The organism is Pseudomonas sp. FP597 (assembly GCF_030687435.1).
Lineage (GTDB): Bacteria > Pseudomonadota > Gammaproteobacteria > Pseudomonadales > Pseudomonadaceae > Aquipseudomonas > Aquipseudomonas lactucae.
This window is the reverse complement of sequence record NZ_CP117432.1, coordinates 6,443,094-6,463,939: the sequence shown is the minus strand read 5'-3', so window position 1 is coordinate 6,463,939 and position 20,846 is coordinate 6,443,094. Positions and strand designations below refer to the sequence as shown.

The following is a 20,846-nucleotide window of genomic DNA, read 5'->3' as shown; positions in this document are numbered from 1 at the left end:
GATCATGAGGAATACAACAATGAAGATTAAATCCGCTGCTGCTGGTGCTGCTCTCGCGATGGCCGCCGCTACGATGTTTGCCGGTGTTGCCACCCAAGTACAAGCAGCAGACGCGCAAGTGCATTGCTACGGCGTGACGTCGTGCAAAGGCATGAACGATTGCAAGACCGCTGAAAACGCCTGCAAAGGCCAGGCCGTCTGCAAGGGCCACGGCTTCAAGGCCATGACCAAGGCTGAGTGCGCCAAGGCGGGCGGCAAAGTCGGCGAATAACCGGCCAACGCGTGCAACCGCAGCGGAGCCCCCCACCGCTGCGGACACGTTTCTCAGGAGCGAGTCATGTCCGCTTGCCTTCCAAGTCTGGGTTACGGCCTGGGCTTACGCAATGAGTACTACCAGCAGATCCTTGAACAATCGCCGCCTGTGGATTGGTTCGAAGTGATCTCCGAGAATTATCTGGTGCAGGGCGGTAAGGCCCTGTACTTCCTGGACGCCATTGCCGAGCGCTACCCGCTGGTGATGCACGGGGTGTCCCTGTCCATCGGCGGGCCTCACGCCCTCGATATGAGTTATCTGAAGCAAATCAAACAGCTCGCCGAGCGTATCCAGCCGGCGTGGGTTTCCGACCACCTGTGCTGGAGCCGTGGCAGCGCGCACCAGTTGCATGACCTGCTGCCGCTGCCGTACACCGAAGAAAGCCTCTACCACGTGGCTGGCCGCGTTCGCCAGGTGCAGGATGTGTTGCAGCGCCCGCTGGTGCTGGAAAACGTCTCCAGTTATGTGCGCGCCAAGACGAATGAATTCACCGAGTGGGAATTTCTCAACGCGCTGTCTCACCTGTCCGGGTGCCAGTTGTTGCTGGACGTGAACAACGTGTATGTCAGCTCGCGCAATCATGGGTTCGACGCCTGGACGTTCATTCGCAATTTGCCGCCCCACAGCATTCGCCAATTGCACCTGGCGGGGCACATGGACTATGGCGACTACGTGGTCGATACCCATGACCATCCGGTGTGCGATCCGGTGTGGGCCCTGTATCAACAAACGCTGGAGCATCTGGGGCCGGTCTCGACGCTGCTGGAACGCGACGACCATTTCCCGCCCTTCGAAGAGCTGCTCAGCGAATTGAGCAAGGCCCGCGCACTGGGCGCCGGCGCCTTGGCCAGGAGGGCGTTATGCGCCTGATCGATTGGCAGTTGGCCTTTGAGCAGCATTTATTAGTGCAAACGCCTGAGGCCGACAGTGGCTTCGCCGCCACTTTGCTCGGTGGGCCGACGCTGGATGTGGACACGGGCCTGGCGATCTACCACAACGCCTACAGGGCGCGGTTGCAGGAGGTACTGCGCCATGACTTCAGCGCCATTTTCTATTGGCTGGGAGATGACGAGTTTGCCGCGCTGGCCGAGGCTTATGTGCGTCGCTATCCGTCGACCCATTACAGCCTGCGCTGGCTGGGTGAGCGGTTGCCGACGTTCATCCTCGAACATTTTGTGGCCGAGCAAAGCGCGCCGTTGGCGGAGCTGGCGCGGTTGGAGTGGGCCTTTACGCTGGCGTTCGATGCGCCACAGGGCGCGCCGCTGAACCTGGAGGATATGGCGGTGCTGCCGCCGCAAGCCTGGCCGGGTTTGCAGGTCGAGCTGACGCCTTCGGTGCAGACGCTGCTATGCCGTTTCAACACACTGGCGATCTGGCGAGCGAGTAAGGATGAGTCGGATTTTCCCGACAGCCATGCCTTGGATTGCGTGCAGATCTGCTTGGTCTGGCGCCATCAGAACGTATGCAATTACCGTAGCCTGGAGCCCGCCGAATCGTGCGCCCTGGCAGGCATGGTGACGACCGGTTGGACCTTCGCAGAACTGTGCGAGCAACTGGCAGTCACTTATTCTGAGGGGGCGCCGTTGCAGGCTGTTACGTGGCTCAAACAATGGCTCCAGGAGGGGTTACTCCAACGCCGAGCTCCATAGAAGAAGGCTATTAAATCGATAGCCTCCTACTTTTTCTGGGGATGGTCTACCCTCTCAGCAGACGTCTGAAACAAGGGGGGACTACTCATGCTCGCGCAACTTCCACCGGCCTTACAGAATCTTCAGCTGCCGCTGCGTCTTCGACTCTGGGATGGCCATGAATTCAACTTGGGCCCCGAGCCCAGTGTCACCATTGTGGTGAAGGACCCCACGGTCGTCACGCAACTGACCCATCCGACGCTCGACACACTGGGCGAGGCCTTCGTCGAGGGCAAACTGGAGCTGGAAGGCTCCATCAGCGAGGTGATCCGGGTGTGTGACGAGTTGAGTCACGCCCTGGTCGAGGACGACGAAGACAGTCGTCCGGTTCGCTCGATCCACGACAAGGCCACTGACGCAGCGGCGATTTCCTATCACTACGACCTGTCCAACGAGTTCTACCAGCTGTGGCTGGACCAGGACATGGCGTACTCCTGCGGTTATTTCGAAACCGGCAGCGAATCCATCGACCAGGCGCAACAAGACAAATTTCGCCACCTGTGCCGCAAGTTGCGCTTGCAGCCGGGGGATTATTTGCTCGACGTCGGCTGTGGTTGGGGTGGGCTGGCGCGTTACGCGGCACGGGAATTCGGGGTAAAAGTATTTGGCATTACCCTGAGCAAAGAACAGTTGGCACTGGCCCGGGAGCGGGTGAAAGCCGAAGGCCTGGAAGACCAGGTCGAGCTGCAACTGCTCGACTACCGCGACCTGCCCCAGGACGGCCGCTTCGACAAAGTGGTGAGCGTGGGCATGTTCGAGCACGTCGGCCACGCCAACCTGGCGCAGTACTGCCAGACGTTATTTGGCGCGGTGCGCGAAGGCGGCCTGGTGATGAACCATGGCATTACCGCCAAGCATACCGATGGCCGCCCGGTGGGGCGTGGCGCTGGCGAGTTTATCGAGCGCTATGTGTTTCCCAATGGCGAACTGCCGCACCTGGCGATGATGACCGCCGAAATCAGCGAAGTGGGGCTGGAAGTGGTCGACGTCGAAAGCCTGCGCCTGCATTACGCACGCACCCTGGACCATTGGAGCGAACGCCTGGAAGACAACCTGGAAGCGGCGGCGAAGATGGTGCCGGAGCAGGCGCTGCGTATCTGGCGCCTGTATTTGGCCGGCTGCGCCTATGCGTTTGCGCGGGGTTGGATCAACTTGCATCAGATCCTGGCGGTGAAACCGCATGCCGATGGCAGCCATGAACTGCCGTGGACACGGGAAGATATCTACCGGTAACTGAAGACCGCTGGAGATTTAAATGTGGGAGGGAGCAAGCCCCTCCCACATTTTTTACCGCATTGTTTGTTAGAGAATCGGTGAGATCAAGCGCGCCACCCGCATGCCCAGTTGCTGCAACCGCCGCGTCTCGCGGCTTTCTTCCTGGCTGACTTCATGGGCCTGGGCGAAGTCACCCAGCAGCATGTGCTCGACCTCCTTGGCGAAGGCTTCGTCGACGGTCAGCAGCATCACCTCGAAGTTAAGCCGGAACGAACGGTTGTCCATATTCGCGCTGCCGATGGCGCTGATTTCGCTGTCGACCAGCACGACTTTCTGATGTAGAAACCCTGGCGTGTAGCGGAACACCCGCACCCCGGCGCGCACGGCTTCGATCGCATAAAGGCTGGAGGCCGCATACACGATGCGGTGGTCGGGCCGCGACGGCAGCAGCAGGCGCACATCGACGCCGCGCAGCACCGCCAGGCGCAGGGCGGCAAACACCGCCTCATCGGGGACGAAATACGGGCTGGTGATCCAGACGCGCTCGGTCGCGGCGTGGATGGCCTCGACAAAAAACAGCGAGCAGGTTTCATACGGGTCCGCCGGGCCGCTGGCGAGTAATTGGCAGAGCACCCCGTCTTCGGGGTAGGCGTCGGGCAATATCATCGGCGGCAGTTCCCGTGCGGCCCAGAACCAGTCTTCGGCAAACGACTCTTGCAGGCACGCCACCACCGGCCCGGTGACTTGCACATGCGTATCGCGCCACGGCGCCAGCGGCGGTTTTTTGCCCAGGTATTCATCGCCCACGTTATGCCCGCCGACAAACCCGGTGATGCCATCCACGACTACGATCTTGCGGTGGTTGCGGAAGTTGACTTGGAAGCGGTTGAGCCAGCCGCTGCGGGTGGCGAAGGCCTTGACCTTGACGCCCGCGTCGCGCAGCGATTGCACATACCGATGGGGCAGGGCATGGCTGCCGATGCGGTCGTACAGCACGTGAATCGCGACACCTTCGGCGGCTTTTGCCTTGAGCAGGACGTGCAACTGGCGGCCGAGCTCGTCGTCATGAATGATGAAAAACTGGAACAGCACCGCCGTTTTTGCAGCGCGAATCGCGTCGAAGATCGCGCTGAAAGTGGCGTCGCCATTCACCAGCAGGCGCACTTCATTGTTCGCCAGGCACGGCATGCGCCCCAGTTTGGGCATGGCGCGCAGCGAGGCGTAGGCGCTGGAGTTGCGTGCGGCCAGGGCTTCCTCGACCCAGGGGCGCCAGTTCAGCGCGGTGATGGCGGTGTGCATTTCCTGGTTGGCCTGGCGGCGCGCCTGGATATACGCGTCGAACGTACTGCGGCCGAAAATCAGGTAGGGGATCAGCGTGAGGTAGGGCATGAACATCAGTGACAAGGCCCAGGCGATCGAGCCTTGGGCGGTCCTGACGGTCAGCACCGCATGGATCGCGGCAAGGGTCCCGAGAAAGTGCAGCGTGGCGATGACGTAGGCGAGCAGGTGCGGGCCAAAGAAATCCATGGACGACGTTACTCCAGACAATCCAGTGCCCTAACAGACCATGTTCGGCCTTGAATGTCGCTATTTTATTTGCCATGCAACACTGGCACGTTTGCAGCGTCTAACGCCCACAATTACCCAGGAGTTACCCGATGAATGCTCGTCTGCTTGGTTTAGCCATGGTTGTTGGTTTGTCGCTGCCGGTGGCAGCACAGGCGCAGATGCTGGCGCCGGGCTTGTGGGAATTGACCACCAGCAATATGAAGGTCGATAACCAGGACCTGCCGGACTTGTCCCTGATCCTCGGTCAGCTCAAGCAACAGATGACCCCCGAACAGCGCGCCATGCTGGAGAAACAGGGCATCACCATGGCCGGCAAAGGCGTGCAGGTGTGCCTCACCCCCGCCCAGGTTGCCTCCGACTCGATCCCCCTGACCGACCCGCAATCGGGCTGCAAGCAAGAAGTGACCGACAAGACCGGCAACCAGTGGAAATTTCGCTTCAGTTGCCCGAAAGCCCAGGGCACCGGCGTCGCCACTTTCCAAAGCCAGAAGGAATTCACCACCACCGTCAACGGCACCTTCAATGCCACCGGTATTCAGCAAAAGGGCAGCCTGGATACCCACGCCCAGTGGCTTGGCAACAATTGCGGGACGGTCAAGCCTCGCGCCTAACGTTCAAAAAGCAACGGTAAGCCCTGACAACTGTTGACCACCTGGCCGCTGTGCCACGCCAGGTGGCCGGACACCAAGGTAGTGCTGACGCTGTGGCGAAAACGGCGTTCGGCGAACGGGGTCCAGCCGCAGCGGGCCAGGATCGGTTCTTCGCGGACCGGCTTGCCTTCTGGTTCGGGTTTGATCAGCACGAGGTCGGCCCAGTAGCCTTCGCGCAGGTAGCCACGGTCGGGGATGCCGAACAGGTCGGCAACCCGGTGACTGGTTTTAGCGACCAGTGTGGTCAGCGGTAGAACGCTGTCCGCCACCAACTCCAATAACGCCGGCAGCGCATGTTGCACCAGTGGCAGTCCCGACGGTGCTTCGCGATACTCCAACTGCTTTTGCGCCCAGGTATGTGGCGCATGGTCTGTGCCAATCACATCCAGACGATCACTCAATAAAGCCAGGCGCAGCGCGTCGCGGTCGGCACGTGTCTTGATCGCCGGGTTGCATTTGATCTGGTGGCCCAGCCGTGCATAGTCGCGGTCATCGAACAGCAGGTGGTGCAGGCAGACTTCGGCGGTGATGCGTTTTTGCGCCAGGGGCTTGTCTTCAAACAGCGCCAGCTCGCGGGCGCTGGTCAGGTGCAACACATGCAGGCGGGTGCCGTGACGCGTCGCCAATTCCACCGCGTGGGACGAGGAGCGATAGCACGCCTCGGCATCGCGGATCAGCGGGTGCGCGACGGCGGGAATGTGATTGCCGAAACGTTCGCGCAGGCGCCGCTCGTTGGCCTGGATACTGGGTGTGTGTTCGCAGTGGGCCAGCAAAAGGGTCGGCACTTCTGCGAACAGCCGCTCAAGGATTCGCGGATCGTCCACCAGCATGTTGCCGGTGGAAGCACCCATGAACACCTTGACCCCGGCTACCTCACGCGGATCGAGGGCGGCAACCGTGTCGAGGTTGTCATTGCTTACACCGAAGTGAAAGCCGTAGTTGGCCACCGAATGCAGCGCCGCACGGCGCTTTTTGTCGGCCAGGGCTTGCAGGTCCAGCGTCGCCGGTTGGGTGTTGGGCATGTCCATGAAGCTGGTGATGCCACCGGCCACGGCCGCCCGGGATTCACTGTAAACGCTGCCCTTGTCCGGCGCGCCAGGGTCACGAAAATGCACCTGGTCATCGATCATCCCGGGCAGCAGCCATTGGCCGGCGGCATCAATGGTAAGGGGGGCGTTATAACCCTCGATGCTGCCGGCGATTTTCTCGATGCGGCCGTTGGCGACCAGTACGTCGGCGTCGAATATCCGGCCTTCATTCACCAGGCGAGCGTTGCGGATCAGCAGGCGGCTCATGGTTCAGAACTCGTTTTGCAAGGCTTTGTAACCGCGCACCAGGTCAACGTTGGTGCGCGCCACGTCTTCGGAAAACTCCGAGGCGCTGACGCTCACCGGCGGGAACTGCGACAGGTCAGTGTTGGGCCCGATACGGGTGGTGGACGGCACATAGAACGCATCCGGCAAATCCCGGCCATCGACCACCGAGTTGTGGCGTACCACGCAACCGTCACCCACGACGCAGTTGAACAGCACGCTGTTGAAGCCGATAAATACGCGGTCACCGACGCTGCACGGCCCATGGACAATAGAGCGGTGGGCGATCGAGGTGAATTCGCCGATGGTCACTGCCGCGCCGGACTTGGAGTGGATGACCACCCCGTCCTGGATATTGGAGTTGGCCCCGATGGTGATCGGGTCCATGGCGCCACTGGCGTCGACTTCATCGGCGCGGATCACGGCGTAAGGGCCGACGAACACGTTCTCGCCGATGATCACTTTGCCGCAGATGATGGCGGTCTTGTCGACGTAGGCCGATTCGGCAATCACCGGCAGATCGCCGGAAGGGTTCTTGCGGATCATGGCTTGCCCAACGCAGCGCACAGGGTGTTGAGGTTGTATTCGAACAGACCGGTAAAGGTGCTGGCCGGGCCTTCTGCGGCGAGGGCATCGGAGTACAGCGTGCCGCCGATCTGCGCGCCGCTTTCATCGGCGATCTGTTTGAGCAGGCGTGAATCCTTGATGTTCTCCATGAAAACCGCCTTGACCTTGTCCTTGCGGATCTGGGTGATCAGCGCCGCCACTTCGGCGGCCGACGGTTCACGCTCGGTGGACAAGCCCTGCGGCGCCAGGAACTGAATGCCATAGGCCTGGCCCAGGTAGCCGAAGGCATCATGGGAGGTGACGATGCGGCGATTACCCGGCGGCAGCGCGCCGAACTTGGTCTTGGCTTCGGCCAGCAGGCGGTAGATTTCTTTCAGGTAGGTTTGGCTGTTGCGCTGGTAGTCGGCGGTGTTGGGCGGGTCGGCGGCGATCAGTGCGTTGGTGATGTTGTTCACATAAATTTCGGCGTTGGCCAGGTTATGCCAGGCGTGCGGATCGGGAATGGTTTCACCGTCTTCGTCCATGGTGTGGGAGACCACGCCTTTACTGGCGGTGACCACCGTGGCCTTGGTTTCGGTGCTGGTCACCAGGCGGTCCAGCCAGGGTTCAAAGCCCAGGCCGTTCTTGATGATCAGCTTGGCCTTGAGCAGCGCCTTGGCGTCGTCCGGCGTCGGCTCGTAGGTATGGGCGTCGGCGTCGGGGCCGACCATGTTGCTGATCTGGATGTGATCGCCACCAATCTGATGGGTGATGTCATCGAGAATACTGAAGCTGGTGACCACTTGGAGTTTGTCGGCGGCCTGGGCCATCGACAGCGGCAGCAGCAGACTGAACAGCACGAGTAGAGCGCGCATCGGGAAACACCTCATTGGGATGACAGCAAAGGCGGGCGGCGCAGCAAACCGTGCACCGGACCGAAGACCACGGACAGCAAATACCCGGCACCCGCCACCAGCACAATCGCCGGGCCGCTGGGCAACGAGTAGTAAAACGACAGCAACAGACCAAGCCACACCGACAGGCATCCCAGCACCGCCGATACCGCGATCAGTACCGGCAGGCGCCGGCTCCAGAAACGTGAAGCGATGGCCGGCAACATCATCAAACCCACCACCATCAAGGCGCCGATGGCCTGGAAACCGATCACCAGGTTCAGCACCACCAGGGTCAGAAACAGCCCGTGGGCCAGCGGGCCCAGGCGGCTGACGGTTTGCAGGAACAGCGGGTCGAGGGTGTCCAGCAGCAACGGTTTGTAGATCAGCCCCATGGCGATCAGGCTGAACCCGGAGACCCAGAGCATGCCGGTGAGGGTGGTTTCGTCCACCGCCAGGGCCGAGCCGAACAGCAGGTGCAGGAGGTCCAGGCGTTTGCCGGCGATGCCGAGGATCAGCACGCCGGCGGCGAGGGAGATGGGATAGATGGCGGCGAGGCTGGCGTCTTCACGCAGACCGGTGCGGCGGGTGATCCAGGCCGACAAACCGGCCATGCCCAGGCCGGCGCCGAGGCCGCCGATGGTCAGCGCGGGCAGGCTGAGGCCGGCGAACCAGAAGCCCAGGGCCGCGCCGGGCAGGATACCGTGGGCCACCGCGTCGCCGATCAGGCTCATGCGGCGCAGGATCAGGAATACGCCCAGCGGTGCGGTGCTGCACGCCAGCACCAGCCCGCCGAGCAGGGCGCGGCGCATGAATACGAAATCGGCAAAGGGCATCCACAGGTGGGCAGCGAAGTGCATCAGGCCACCTGCATCTGGGGCTGTGGGCGGATCAGCTCTTTGCTGGGGCCGACGAGGCAGCCGCTGCTTTTGATCTGCACGACCTGCTGGGTATGCTGGCGGACTGAAGCCAAATCGTGGCAAACCACGACCACTGTGCGGCCTTCGGCGTGCCAGGCATGGATATGTCTCCAGCACAGCGCCTGGCCGTCTTCATCGAGGGCGGCGTGGGGCTCGTCGAGCAGCAACACCGGCGAATCGGCCAGGCTCATGCGGGCGAGCAGGGCGCGTTGCAGTTGCCCGCCGGACAAGGCCATCAAGGGCCTTTGCTCCAGACCGCTGAGGCACCAGTCTTCCAGTACTGCGTGCAGGCGTTGGTTGCGTTGCTGTGGGGCGAGTTGGGTGCCCCAGAAACCAGCGGCCACCAGTTCTTGCAGATTGATGGGGAATTGACGGTCGAGGTGCTGCTGCTGCGGCAAGAACGCCAGGCCACCGCGGCGTGGAACCTCCACGCTGACTTTCCCCGCCAGCGGTTTTTGCAGTCCGGCGATGACTTTGAGCAGGCTGCTTTTGCCGCAGCCGTTGGGGCCTATGACCCCGGTGAGGCTGCCTCTTTCCAGAGTGAAGTCCACAGCGGGCGTAAGCGGTTGGCCGGGGGCGCCCCAGCGCAAAGCGGTGCAGGTGATCATGCAGGGTTTCTCGTCCAGCGGCTTTCAGCCACGGCATCGTGCGCGTGCAGGCTTTCGGCGTGGATCACTTTCAGGTGGAAGGCTTTGACGGCATCCGAGCGCTTCAAGGCGAGGTTCAGGCGGCGGGCGGCGTCTTCGCAGAACATCAGGTTCTGCCCATTGGCCAGGGCGAAAGCTTGTTCGTCCGCGCGCTTTACAGCGGTTTGCACGGCGGTGCCGAGTGCAGCTTCGGCGGCGTCGATCAGTTCAGTCAGTGCCAGATGATCGCCTTGCAGGTGCACATGCAGTTGCGCGCTGCTGCGCTGGCTGTGGGGCGTGGCGACGATACCGTTGGCGCTGCCGAGCCAGGTCAGTACATCTTCATGGTGCAACGGCGTGTTGGCGAAATCGTCGAGAAATTGCTGCTGAATCAACTGCCTGGCAAGGGCGGCGGAGCAGGGGCAAGTGGATGAATAAGTCACGTCAATTTTTTGTTCCACGTGGAACATCTGGTTTTCCAGACGCGCTTCGATGCTGATCGGATAGCGCTTCCAACCGGCCAAAGGGCTGACCAGCGCTGGGCGCTTGAGCAGTAAATTCGTATGAAGACGCAGGTAGGCGTTCTTAGATAAATCTTCATGACTCTCAAGAAAACGCTGCAGTACATTGCGCAGAAGTGCGGGCGTGAGAGGTTGCTCGTCGAACATCGCCAGCGCCAGGTACAGACGTGACATATGAATGCCACGGGCGGTGCCATCGTCCAGGCTGACGCCGGCATCGGCGGTGGCGGTCAGACGCTGACCGTCGACCAGGATCGGTAGGGCGATACCGCACATGCCCACCCAATCGAGTGGCAAGGCTTGGCGTGAAGCCTGCGCGGCGATATCCGGCAGAGTCAGCGCATTCATAAGCAGGTCCATCGTTGGAAATAATTAGACATGTTATAGTATAACAATAGAGCCGACGATGAATTTTCTGCACCGGTCTTTTTTCAGTCATGTCGAGTACGGACGCTCCTTTTATTTGCGGTATTTGTCATGCACAGACGTCAGCTCCTTAACCTGCTCCTGGTCAGCCCGCTCTTCACCTTGCCGTTCGCGGCGAATGCCACGCAGATTCGCAACGCGCGCCTATGGCGCTCGGACGACAAGCTGCGGCTGGTCTTCGATCTGAGTGGCCCGGTGCAATACAAGACCTTTTCCCTGACTGCGCCGGAACGCCTGATCATTGATCTGAGCGGCGCGGGGCTCAGCGGTGACTTTTCTCAGCTGGAGTTGAAGAACAGCGGCATCACCTCGATTCGCTCGGGGCATTTTGGTTCGAACGACACGCGTATCGTGCTCGACCTGGCCGCGCCGATGCAGCTCAACAGTTTTGTACTGCCGCCCCAGGACGGGCAGGGGCATCGCCTGGTGCTCGATCTCACCAGCGCTACCCAGGCGCCTCGTCAGATTGCGCATGAGCCCAGTCCATTGGTGGACAAGGCCCATCCCAAGCGCGACATCATCGTGGTGGTCGACCCCGGCCACGGCGGCAAAGACCCGGGCGCGATCGGCTCCAAGGGCCAGCGCGAAAAAGACGTGGTGTTGTCGATCGCCCAGTTGCTGGCCAAACGCTTGAAGCGCGAGAAGGGGTTTGACGTGAAGCTGGTGCGCAACGACGACTTCTTCGTGCCGCTGCGCAAGCGTGTGGACATCGCCCGCCAGCACAAGGCCGATATGTTCATCTCGGTGCATGCCGACGCGGCGCCACGGCTTACGGCCTCGGGCGCCTCGGTGTATGCGTTGTCCGAGGGCGGCGCCACGTCGGCCACGGCACGCTTTATGGCCCAGCGCGAAAACGGCGCTGACCTGCTCGGCGCTACCACGCTGCTCAACCTCAAAGATAAGGACCCGATGCTGGCCGGGGTGATTCTGGATATGTCGATGAACGCCACCATCGCCTCCAGCCTGCAACTGGGCAGCTCGGTGCTGGGTAGCCTGCAAGGCATCACCAGCCTGCATCAAAAGCGTGTGGAGCAGGCCGGGTTCGCCGTGCTCAAGTCACCGGATGTACCGTCGATCCTGGTGGAGACCGGCTTTATCTCCAATGCCCGCGATGCCCAGCGCCTGGTAACGGCACGCCATCAACAAGCGGTGGCGGATGGCCTGTTCGAAGGGTTGAAAAACTACTTCCAGAAGAACCCGCCGATGAACAGCTACATGGCCTGGGTCCAGGAGCAGAAGGGCGTCCAGGCTTAACAGCCGGTGATACGGCTGCAGGTGAACTTGGCGCTGGCACCGCCTGAGCTGGAAAACCGGTTGATGGTGGTCCAGCCCACGCGCCGCGTATAGCCGACCCACGCCTCACCGTCCGAAGCCAACCCGGTAAAGAACGTCAGCTGCCCATAGCGGCTATTGGTTTGTGCCCAGTAGCGTTTGCCGACGACCTCGAAACCGCGCAAGTACGTGGTGTTGCCTGCGGTCGCCACGCTGTAGGCATTGCCCAGCGGATCCTTACAGGCCAACAGATTGGCGCTGCGCGTGCAGTTGGCCATCAGGCTTGGTGCTTGGGCGCAGACAGGTCCCGCCGCTGTGATTAAGAGGGCGCACATCAGGTATTTCATAAGGTTCCTCGGGGCGGGGAAGGGTTCAAGCATTGCGCCCTTCGTCGTAAGGAACAAGGGGATTGGCTTATTTGTGTTGTTATACTATAACATTAAAAACAGCCTGACCCGTGAACCGCTTGCCATGATCGGCCACCCCTGATGAGAACCACCTTATGCCCAATCGTCTCCCCGTTACCGTGTTGTCCGGCTTTCTCGGCGCCGGTAAAAGCACGCTGCTCAACTATGTTCTGCGCAACCGCGAAAACCTGCGGGTGGCTGTGATCGTCAACGACATGAGTGAAATCAATATCGACGGCAGTGAGGTGCAGCGCGACGTCACGCTCAATCGTGCCGAAGAAAAACTGGTGGAAATGAGCAATGGCTGCATCTGCTGCACCTTGCGTGAGGACCTGCTCGAAGAGGTCGGAAAACTCGCCAGGGAAGGTCGGTTCGATTACCTGCTGATCGAATCCACTGGCATCTCCGAACCTTTGCCGGTGGCCGAAACCTTCACTTTCCGCGATGAAAACGAGCAAAGCCTGGCCGATATCGCGCGGCTGGATACCATGGTTACCGTGGTCGACGGCATGAATTTCCTGCTCGACTACCAAGCCGCCGAAAGCCTGGCCTCACGGGGCGAAACCCTCGGCGAAGAGGATGAGCGCTCCATTACTGACCTGCTGATTGAACAGATCGAATTCGCCGACGTCATCCTGATCAGCAAGATCGACCTGATCGGCAGCCATGAGCGCGAAGAGTTGATGGCGATCCTGGAACGCCTCAACGCCCAGGCGCAAATCATCCCGATGGTCATGGGGGAAGTGCCGTTGGACAAGATCCTCAACACCGGCCGCTTCGACTTCGAACGCGCCGCGCAAGCGCCGGGTTGGTTGCAGGAGCTGCGTGGTGAACATGTGCCGGAGACCGAGGAATACGGTATCGCCTCCACCGCCTATCGCGCCCGTCGCCCGTTCCACCCGCAACGCTTTTTTGATTTTATCGACCGCCCTTGGGTCAACGGCAAATTGCTGCGCTCCAAGGGGTTCTTCTGGTTGGCCAGCAAGCACCAGGATGCGGGCAGTTGGTCCCAGGCCGGTGGCCTGATGCGCCACGGTTTTGCCGGACGCTGGTGGCGCTTTGTGCCGAAAAGCCAATGGCCGCAGGACGAAGAAAGCGTCGCGGCGATCATGGGCAATTGGCAGCTGAGCACCGGCGACTGCCGCCAGGAACTGGTGTTTATCGGGCAGCACATCGACTTTGCACAGATGCGTGCCGAGTTGGACGCCTGCCTGCTCACTGATGAAGAAATGGCGTTGGGTGTTGAAGGCTGGCGCCTGCTGGCTGATCCATTTGGCCCCTGGTATGAAGAGGCAGCCTGATGCTGGCACCCCTTACCCCCTTGCGTCCGGTGATTCGCCAGACCCGTGGCGACACCCCGCTGGCGCTGTCCGAGATCCTCGAAGACGGCGTCAACCTGGCGCTGTGGCAGCGCCAATTGCCGCTGCACATCGCCGAATTCGGCGCCTTGCTGGTGGCGCTTGACGAGCCGCTGGCCGACTCGATGGTCATTGAGCTCAACAGCGAAGACGCCGAACCGAACTTGCGCGGTCTGGCGTCCAGTTGCCGCGATCTTGAAGGCTATGAAGGCTTTATTGCCGATGTGGCATGGTTGGTCAGCGCGTTTGCCTGCCTGCTCGGCGCCAAGCGCATCGGCGTGCGCCTGCGCTTGCTGGACAAAGCCATGTGCCCGCGTTTTCACGTCGACCATGTGCCGGTTCGGTTGATCACCACCTATGCCGGCGTCGGTAGCCAATGGTTGCGTGAAGGCGTTATGGACCGACGCAAACTGAGCCAACCGGACGCCGAACCCCTTGAGCGGATTGAGCAGATCCAGTGTGGCGAAGTGGCGTTGCTCAAGGGCACCAAATGGCATGGCAACGAAGCTCATGGCCTGATTCACCGCTCACCCGCCCTGAAAGCCGATGAGCGCCGATTGATTCTGACGCTGGATTGGCTCGCATAACCGCGTAGGATCAAACGCTCTACACGGCCCGAACGATGCCCCTGATGCTGCAGAACATTCCCACTCACGTGATTGCCGGGCCTTTGGGCGCCGGCAAGACCAGCCTGATCAAGCACCTGCTTGCCCAACGCCCGGCCAACGAGCGCTGGGCGGTGTTGATCAACGAGTTCGGCCAGATAGGCCTGGACGCCGCGTTGCTGACCCTGGATGACGACGGCATAGCTATTGGGGAAGTGGCGGGTGGCTGCCTGTGCTGTGTGAACGGTGCACCGTTTCAGGTAGGCCTGGGTCGCCTGCTGCGTAAGGCCAAGCCGGATCGGCTGTTTATCGAACCCTCGGGCCTGGGCCACCCCGCGCAGTTGCTCAAGCAGTTGCGCGAAGCGCCGTGGCAGACCGTGCTGGCCGTTCAGCCCTGCGTGTTGGTACTCGATGCACAGGCCCTGGCGGCGGGCAAACCCTTGCCGCAGGCTCAGCAGCAGGCGCTGGTCAGTGCCGGGTTGCTGGTATTGAACAAGGACGAAGCGCTCAACGCCGCACAGCGCCAGGCAATCGAACGGCAACTACCCGATTGCCCGTTTCACTGGACCCATCAGGCGCAGTTGCCGCTGGCACGTTTACCGGGGCTGGACGCAAAAGCGCAGGGGGCTGTGGATAACCTCGACATACCCAACGGATTGGCGCAAATGCCGGCGATCTGGAGCGATCCCGCCGTGCCGATTTGCTTGAGCCAGGCCCAGGAGGGTGGCTGGAGTGTGGGCTGGCGCTGGCACCCGAGCCAGCCATTTGACCCGCAACGCCTGGTCTTATGGCTGACAAGCCTTGATTGGCGCCGCGCCAAACTGGTTATCCACAGCCGTGACGCATGGCTCAGCGCTAATTCTGTGGATAACAGCCCGTTCGTCTGGCAACCCAGCGAGTGGCGGCGAGATTCGCGTATTGAATTGATTTTCAGCGCACCACAGGACCTGGCCGCGTTACAGGCCGCACTGGCGGCCTGCCGTTACTGACGCTTCTTGGTCGCGTGGTCCTGACGCCACTGGCTCAGCTCGATCACGTCCGCGCTGGGCAGCGGTTCCTTGGCTTCGAACGGATAGGGCGCCAGTTCGATCTGCGCGCTGTGGGCGCCGAATTGGGTGATGGTCCCGCTGTGGCGAGCCTCACCCGTCACCGTGAACTCGAAATTGTAGACACGCGCCAAACGTCGCCGCCCGCTGGCATCCTTCACAAAGCCTATGCGCTTCAAGGCCACCGCGCCGTCGAGCAACTCGATATCGAGCTTGGCGCAATGCTGCTTGACCCGCTCCAGCGCCCGCTCGCGCAAGCCGTGGTTGTGCCATACCCAGGCGGCGCCCGTCGCCAGCAGCATCAACACGAACATGTTTCCCAGGGTCAGCATGTGAAAAACTCCAACAAAGTGAGCGCAGCTTAACTGCGTCGCCGGTCTGTCGTACAGGCTGCGTTTAGTCGCATACTGCGCGGCCAGAATTTCGACGGCTTTACGGAAATCCCCTGCATGAAACGCACACCTCATCTGCTTGCGATCCAGTCTCATGTGGTCTTCGGCCACGCCGGAAACAGCGCCGCCGTGTTCCCCATGCAGCGGGTCGGGGTAAATGTGTGGCCGCTGAACACGGTGCAGTTCTCCAACCACACCCAGTATGGACAGTGGGCGGGCGAAGTGTTGGCATCGCAGCAAATTCCTGCGCTGGTGGAAGGCATCGCTGCGATTGGCGAGCTGGGTAACTGCGATGCGATCCTTTCCGGCTACCTGGGCAGTGCGGACCAGGGTCGGGCGATTCTTACCGGTGTGGCGCGGATCAAAGCCATCAACCCAAAGGCCCTGTACCTGTGCGACCCGGTGATGGGCCATCCGGAAAAAGGTTGCATCGTGCCCCAGGACGTCAGCGATTTCCTTCTCGATGAAGCCGCCGCCATGGCTGATTTCCTGTGCCCCAACCAGCTGGAGCTGGACAGCTTTGCCGGGCGCAAGCCGCAGTCGCTGTTCGATTGCCTGGCCATGGCCAAGGCGTTGCTGGCGCGCGGGCCCAAGGCGGTACTGGTCAAGCACCTGGATTACCCGGGCAAGCTGGCGGATGGTTTCGAGATGCTGCTGGTGACGGCCGATGGCAGTTGGCACCTGCGCCGGCCCTTGCTGGCATTTCCGCGCCAGCCGGTGGGCGTGGGCGACCTGACTTCGGGTTTGTTTCTGGCAAGGGTGTTGTTGGGCGATAGCCTGCTGGCGGCGTTTGAGTTCACTGCGGCGGCGGTACATGAAGTGCTGCTGGAAACCCAGGCGTGTGCCAGTTATGAACTGGAACTGGTGCGGGCGCAGGATCGTATTGCTCATCCGCGCGTGCGGTTTGAAGCAACACCGATCGGACTGTAAGTACACAAAACCCAATGTGGGAGGGGCGGTGCGACGATTCGACTTGCTCCCTCCCACATTTGACCCTCTTTGCAGGTTGGGACCTACAGCGCGTCCGCCTTGATTTCCTGATACCGCTTCTCCAGCTCCTGGCGAATCTGCCGGCGTTGCTGGGCCTGCACGAACCGGCGCTTGTCTTCGCTGTTGTGCGGTTGCAGCGGCGGTACGGCGGCCGGTTTGCGCTGGTCGTCCACGGCCACCATGGTGAAAAAGCAGCTGTTGGTATGGCGTACCGAGCGCTCGCGAATGTTCTCGGTCACCACCTTGATACCCACTTCCATCGAGGTATTGCCGGTGTAGTTGACCGACGCCAGGAACGTCACCAGCTCGCCCACATGGATCGGCTCGCGGAAAATCACCTGATCCACCGACAACGTCACCACATAGCGGCCTGCATAACGGCTCGCGCAGGCGTAAGCCACTTCGTCGAGGTACTTGAGCAGGGTGCCGCCGTGGACATTGCCTGAGAAGTTGGCCATATCAGGGGTCATCAGTACTGTCATCGACAGCTGGGCGTTTCCGGGTTCCATAGCACACTCACGGGTTGTAGGCATTGGTTGGGGCGCACCTCTGCGGGTGCTGGAATCTTTGCAGCGCCATCCCTTACGGGACGCCGGTGGGCGGCTTGCCGTCACGCCTGGACCGATCTGTTTCCATATATTGCACCGGCTTTCCGGTGGAAGTCGCGGTGTTAACCTTCAAAAGCCCATCTCAGGGTATTTCTTACGATCAAGGCAGACTTTTCCTTCCGCTCTTTGCGACTTTTTATGTTCGCAGGTGGACGTGGCAAAAGCGTCAGTACCCATAAGGAGGAGCCCCTCGCCATGCACGCCATCAGCTTTATCCAGGACTTGGCCGTGATCATGCTGGTAGCCGGGGTGGTCACCGTCCTGTTTCACCGCCTCAAGCAGCCGGTGGTGCTGGGGTACATCGTCGCTGGCTTCATCATCGGTCCGCACACCCCGCCGTTCGGCCTGATTCACGACGAAGACACCATCAAGACACTTGCCGAGCTGGGGGTGATCTTCCTGATGTTCTGCCTGGGCCTGGAATTCAGCCTGCGCAAGCTGTTCAAGGTCGGCGCCACTGCGTTTATCGCGGCCTTCCTGGAAATCATCCTGATGATCTGGATCGGCTACGAGATCGGCCAGTGGTTCGACTGGAACACCATGGACTCGCTGTTCCTCGGTGCAATCCTGGCGATTTCCTCGACCACCATCATCGTCAAGGCGCTCAATGACCTGAAGATGAAGGACCAGCGCTTCGCCCAACTGATCTTCGGTGTGCTGATCGTCGAGGACATCCTGGGCATCGGCATCATCGCCTTGCTGTCGAGCATCGCCGTCAGCGGCACGGTGAGTTCCGGCGAAGTATTCTCCACCGTCGGCAAGCTGTCGCTGTTCATGATCGTCGCCCTGGTCATCGGGATTTTGCTGGTGCCGCGTTTGCTGGCCTACGTGGCCACGTTCGACAGCAATGAGATGCTGCTGATCACGGTACTGGGTCTGTGCTTCGGTTTCTGCCTGTTGGTGGTCAAGCTCGAATACAGCATGGTGCTGGGGGCGTTCCTGATCGGCGCGATCATGGCCGAGTCCCGACAGTTGATTAAGATCGAGCGCCTGATCGAGCCGGTTCGCGACATGTTCAGTGCCATCTTCTTCGTGGCGATCGGCTTGATGATCGATCCACAGATCCTGCTGCAATACGCCTGGCCAATCGCGGTCATCACCGTGGCCGTGGTGCTGGGCAAGATGCTGTCCTGCGGCCTGGGGGCGTTTATCGCTGGCAATGATGGTCGGACCTCACTGCGTGTGGGCATGGGGCTGTCACAGATTGGCGAGTTCTCCTTCATCATCGCCGCGTTGGGGATGACCTTGCAGGTCACCAGCGATTTTCTTTATCCGGTGGCGGTCGCGGTGTCGGCGATTACCACGCTGCTCACGCCTTACCTGATTCGCGGTGCCGACCCGTTGTCATTGAAGCTTGCCGCGTTGATGCCCCAGCGCATGAGCCGGGTATTCGGTATGTATGGTGAATGGCTGCGCAGCATTCAGCCGCAAGGCGAGGGCGCGATGCTGGCGTCGATGATCCGCAAGATCATCCTGCAGGTGGGGATCAATTTGGCGCTGGTGATTGCGATCTTCTTCACCGGCAGCTTTTTCGCAACACGTATCGGCGGCTATCTGCAGGGCTGGATCAGCGATCCAAGCTGGCAGAAGGCATTGATCTGGGGTGGGGCTTTGCTGTTGTCGCTGCCGTTCTTGATCGCGGCGTACCGCAAGCTCAAGGCGCTCTCGATGTTGCTGGCGGAGATGAGCGTGAAACCGGAGATGGCCGGGCGGCATACCCAGCGCGTGCGCCGGGTAATTGCAGAGCTGATCCCCATTTTGTCGCTGCTGGTGATCTTCCTGCTATTGGCAGCCTTGTCGGCCAGTATTCTGCCGACCAACAAGTTGCTGGTGCTGATTGCCGTGGTCGCGGCGGCGGTGGCGGCCGTGCTCTGGCGCTGGTTCATCCGCGTGCATACGCGGATGCAGGTCGCGTTGCTGGAGACGCTGGATAACCACAAGGACACGCCGGAGCACTAATGGCTCTGATGGGGGCCGCTACGCGGCCCAGCGCGGGGCAAGCCCGCTCACCACAGCAAGTCTGGTGGATAGGGGGCGGTTATCAGCTTTCCAGCCAGACGTCCCGCGCCCAGTGCCAGACCGATTCCCAGGTTTCTTCCTGGACGAGTTCTTCTTCGGCGGACCACAGCACCACAGTGCCGTCTTCCTCGACGCAGTAGTAGTCGTCGCCGTCCTGGCAGATCGGGATCATGCTGCGATCCACGCCGGCATCCCAGGCGTTGGCGGCCACATCCGGCAGGTAGGTGTGGGATTGTGGGTCGGTAACGGTGACCGGCTCCAGGCTGCCGTAGACCACGTCGCTGACGGTCAGCAGGAATTCGCGGAAGACAAATGGGATATCGATGAACAGCTGTTCTTCGATTTCGACCAGTTGATCTTCGTCAGGTAGCTCCAAGGGAACCGGGACCGGTTCGTTGGCTTCACGCAGTTGTTCGATGATTTCTTCCACGGCCGGGATCCTCTTGCTAGATGGCGCGGTTAATAGGGGCGTTTTATACAGTAGCTCGCTATAAGTGCAACCGTGAAATAGAAAACCCCGGAACAAGTCCGGGGTTTTGTTACAGCTTGCACATGTGTACGGAGATCAGCCGTTCTGGCGGATACCGGCGACCAGCCATGGCTGGTCGTCGCCTTGGGCGCGTTCCATGTTCCAGCTTTCGCTGAACGCTTCGCCCTGATCGAAGCGCGAGGTCTTCGACACACCGCTGAAGGTCAGGGTGGCGATGGTCTTGTCGGCGCGATCGTCCACACCGTCCAGCTGTACGCGCAGGTCGTCGATATAGGTCGACTGGAAGCCGTCGCCCAGGTCGGCGCGTTCGCGCTTGAGGAACTCCAGCAGTTGTGGGGTCACGAACTCGGAGATCTTGTCCATTTCGTTGGCGTCCCAGTGCTGCTGCAGGGACTGGAAGTGGCTGCGGGCCGCTTCGACGAAGCGCTCTTCGTTGAACCAGGCCGGTGCGTTGATCACCGGACGGGCTGCAGCGGGTGCTGCTGAACCACCGAAGATCGAACCCATGGCAGGTTTTTGCTCGAACGCTTCACGCTGCATCGGCGCGCCGGCTGGAGCCAGGTGCTCCTGCTGCTTGCGACGACGGGCGGCGATGAAACGGAAGACCAGGAAGGCGATGACGGCCATGATCAGGATGTCGAAGATCTGCATGCCCTGGAAGCCGCCGCCCATGAACATGGACGCGAGCAGGCCACCGGCTGCGATACCGGCCAGAGGGCCCAACCAGCGCGAAGCACCGCCGGCCTTGGCGGCGGCGCCAGTGGCACCGGCTGCGCCCGCGGTAGCCGCAGCACCGCCCGCACCGGCGGTTGGAGCCATTTGGCTGGTCTGGTGAGTCGGCGCCGCGCCCGAGCTTTTGCCGCCACCGAAGCGTTTGGCGTTGGCGTCGAGGCTCATCGTCAGGCCGATGCACAACGCCATGGCGATGCTAAGAAAACGTTTCATAAAGGGAATTCCCATTTGTGGATTGCACGCGCGC

The 20,846-nt window shown here is 61.2% G+C and carries 23 protein-coding genes; 11 read left to right on the top strand and 12 right to left on the bottom strand.

The window, feature by feature from the left end:
* Positions 1 to 19: 19 nt before the first annotated feature.
* The 4 genes from PSH66_RS29730 to cfaB all read left to right on the top strand — a co-directional run bounded on the left by PSH66_RS29730 (position 20) and on the right by cfaB (position 3,234).
* On the top strand, positions 20 to 271 hold the full coding sequence (locus PSH66_RS29730) for a hypothetical protein (protein WP_003177033.1): 252 nt from the start codon (positions 20 to 22) through the stop codon (positions 269 to 271).
* 66 nt (positions 272 to 337) lie between these two features.
* Positions 338 to 1,183 (top strand): DUF692 domain-containing protein, encoded by an 846-nt coding sequence (locus tag PSH66_RS29725; protein ID WP_003177032.1) that lies wholly within the window; start codon positions 338 to 340, stop codon positions 1,181 to 1,183.
* Positions 1,174 to 1,962: a DNA-binding domain-containing protein gene (locus tag PSH66_RS29720; RefSeq protein ID WP_305428126.1), complete on the top strand. Its 789-nt coding sequence runs from the start codon at positions 1,174 to 1,176 to the stop codon at positions 1,960 to 1,962. The genes PSH66_RS29725 and PSH66_RS29720 overlap by 10 nt, the downstream gene beginning before the upstream one ends.
* A gap of 87 nt (positions 1,963 to 2,049) precedes the next feature.
* Entirely contained in the window at positions 2,050 to 3,234 is a 1,185-nt protein-coding gene (gene cfaB, locus PSH66_RS29715; RefSeq protein WP_078826644.1) for a C17 cyclopropane fatty acid synthase CfaB, read from the top strand.
* A gap of 69 nt (positions 3,235 to 3,303) precedes the next feature.
* Here the strand turns inward: cfaB and cls are convergent, their stop codons facing one another.
* Entirely contained in the window at positions 3,304 to 4,743 is a 1,440-nt protein-coding gene (gene cls, locus PSH66_RS29710; RefSeq protein WP_305428124.1) for a cardiolipin synthase, read from the bottom strand.
* Positions 4,744 to 4,874: 131 nt separating this feature from the next.
* Here cls and PSH66_RS29705 point away from each other — a divergent pair, with 131 nt between their 5' ends.
* Positions 4,875 to 5,396, top strand: coding sequence for a DUF3617 domain-containing protein (locus PSH66_RS29705; RefSeq protein WP_078826642.1), 522 nt, complete (start codon positions 4,875 to 4,877; stop codon positions 5,394 to 5,396).
* Here the strand turns inward: PSH66_RS29705 and PSH66_RS29700 are convergent.
* The 6 genes from PSH66_RS29700 to folE2 are packed head-to-tail and all read right to left on the bottom strand — an operon-like array spanning position 5,393 to position 10,602.
* A complete protein-coding gene (locus tag PSH66_RS29700) occupies positions 5,393 to 6,730 on the bottom strand; it encodes a dihydroorotase (RefSeq protein ID WP_305428123.1) in 1,338 nt (445 codons plus the stop codon). The genes PSH66_RS29705 and PSH66_RS29700 overlap by 4 nt on opposite strands.
* A 3-nt stretch (positions 6,731 to 6,733) precedes the next feature.
* Positions 6,734 to 7,294 (bottom strand): DapH/DapD/GlmU-related protein, encoded by a 561-nt coding sequence (locus PSH66_RS29695; RefSeq protein ID WP_003177026.1) that lies wholly within the window; start codon positions 7,292 to 7,294, stop codon positions 6,734 to 6,736.
* Entirely contained in the window at positions 7,291 to 8,169 is an 879-nt protein-coding gene (locus PSH66_RS29690) for a metal ABC transporter substrate-binding protein (RefSeq protein ID WP_305428122.1), read from the bottom strand. The genes PSH66_RS29695 and PSH66_RS29690 overlap by 4 nt, the downstream gene beginning before the upstream one ends.
* Before the next feature lie 11 nt (positions 8,170 to 8,180).
* Positions 8,181 to 9,047, bottom strand: coding sequence for a metal ABC transporter permease (locus PSH66_RS29685; protein ID WP_003177024.1), 867 nt, complete (start codon positions 9,045 to 9,047; stop codon positions 8,181 to 8,183).
* Positions 9,047 to 9,715 (bottom strand): metal ABC transporter ATP-binding protein, encoded by a 669-nt coding sequence (locus PSH66_RS29680; protein WP_305428121.1) that lies wholly within the window; start codon positions 9,713 to 9,715, stop codon positions 9,047 to 9,049. The genes PSH66_RS29685 and PSH66_RS29680 overlap by 1 nt, the downstream gene beginning before the upstream one ends.
* On the bottom strand, positions 9,712 to 10,602 hold the full coding sequence (gene folE2 / locus PSH66_RS29675; protein ID WP_003177022.1) for a GTP cyclohydrolase FolE2: 891 nt from the start codon (positions 10,600 to 10,602) through the stop codon (positions 9,712 to 9,714). Before folE2 ends, PSH66_RS29680 begins: the two co-directional genes overlap by 4 nt.
* A gap of 129 nt (positions 10,603 to 10,731) precedes the next feature.
* Here folE2 and PSH66_RS29670 point away from each other — a divergent pair, with 129 nt between their 5' ends.
* Positions 10,732 to 11,934, top strand: coding sequence for an N-acetylmuramoyl-L-alanine amidase (locus PSH66_RS29670; protein WP_003177021.1), 1,203 nt, complete (start codon positions 10,732 to 10,734; stop codon positions 11,932 to 11,934).
* Here the strand turns inward: PSH66_RS29670 and PSH66_RS29665 are convergent.
* Entirely contained in the window at positions 11,931 to 12,299 is a 369-nt protein-coding gene (locus PSH66_RS29665; RefSeq protein ID WP_305428120.1) for a glutamine synthetase, read from the bottom strand. The two genes, PSH66_RS29670 and PSH66_RS29665, sit on opposite strands and share 4 nt — an antisense overlap.
* Positions 12,300 to 12,454: 155 nt before the next feature.
* On the opposite strand from PSH66_RS29665, the gene zigA reads away from it, so the two are divergent.
* Genes zigA through PSH66_RS29650 form a run of 3 tightly spaced genes read left to right on the top strand, consistent with a single transcriptional unit; the run spans position 12,455 to position 15,311 of the window.
* Positions 12,455 to 13,660 (top strand): zinc metallochaperone GTPase ZigA, encoded by a 1,206-nt coding sequence (gene zigA / locus PSH66_RS29660; protein WP_003177019.1) that lies wholly within the window; start codon positions 12,455 to 12,457, stop codon positions 13,658 to 13,660.
* Positions 13,660 to 14,304, top strand: a complete 645-nt coding sequence (locus PSH66_RS29655) for a DUF1826 domain-containing protein (protein WP_141062826.1) — start codon at positions 13,660 to 13,662, stop codon at positions 14,302 to 14,304. The genes zigA and PSH66_RS29655 overlap by 1 nt, the downstream gene beginning before the upstream one ends.
* 44 nt (positions 14,305 to 14,348) lie before the next feature.
* Positions 14,349 to 15,311 (top strand): GTP-binding protein, encoded by a 963-nt coding sequence (locus PSH66_RS29650; RefSeq protein ID WP_305428119.1) that lies wholly within the window; start codon positions 14,349 to 14,351, stop codon positions 15,309 to 15,311.
* Here the strand turns inward: PSH66_RS29650 and PSH66_RS29645 are convergent.
* The gene (locus PSH66_RS29645) at positions 15,305 to 15,700 is read right to left on the bottom strand and encodes a DUF3301 domain-containing protein (protein ID WP_003177016.1); all 396 of its coding nucleotides are present in this window, start codon (positions 15,698 to 15,700) and stop codon (positions 15,305 to 15,307) included. The two genes, PSH66_RS29650 and PSH66_RS29645, sit on opposite strands and share 7 nt — an antisense overlap.
* Before the next feature lie 117 nt (positions 15,701 to 15,817).
* Here PSH66_RS29645 and pdxY point away from each other — a divergent pair, with 117 nt between their 5' ends.
* On the top strand, positions 15,818 to 16,690 hold the full coding sequence (pdxY, locus tag PSH66_RS29640; RefSeq protein WP_078826632.1) for a pyridoxal kinase PdxY: 873 nt from the start codon (positions 15,818 to 15,820) through the stop codon (positions 16,688 to 16,690).
* A gap of 83 nt (positions 16,691 to 16,773) precedes the next feature.
* On the opposite strand, the gene PSH66_RS29635 is transcribed toward pdxY, so the two are convergent.
* A complete protein-coding gene (locus PSH66_RS29635) occupies positions 16,774 to 17,259 on the bottom strand; it encodes an acyl-CoA thioesterase (RefSeq protein ID WP_003177014.1) in 486 nt (161 codons plus the stop codon).
* A 294-nt stretch (positions 17,260 to 17,553) separates the two neighbouring features.
* Between PSH66_RS29635 and PSH66_RS29630 the strand changes: the two genes are divergently transcribed.
* Positions 17,554 to 19,317 carry a cation:proton antiporter gene (locus PSH66_RS29630; RefSeq protein ID WP_305428118.1) on the top strand — a complete coding sequence of 588 codons (1,764 nt, stop codon included), beginning with the start codon at positions 17,554 to 17,556 and terminating at the stop codon, positions 19,315 to 19,317.
* 82 nt (positions 19,318 to 19,399) lie between these two features.
* Here PSH66_RS29630 and PSH66_RS29625 read toward each other — a convergent pair whose 3' ends face one another.
* A complete protein-coding gene (locus PSH66_RS29625; protein WP_078735291.1) occupies positions 19,400 to 19,807 on the bottom strand; it encodes an SMI1/KNR4 family protein in 408 nt (135 codons plus the stop codon).
* 135 nt (positions 19,808 to 19,942) lie between these two features.
* The gene (locus tag PSH66_RS29620) at positions 19,943 to 20,812 is read right to left on the bottom strand and encodes a Tim44 domain-containing protein (protein ID WP_003177010.1); all 870 of its coding nucleotides are present in this window, start codon (positions 20,810 to 20,812) and stop codon (positions 19,943 to 19,945) included.
* Between the last annotated feature and the right edge of the window lie 34 nt (positions 20,813 to 20,846).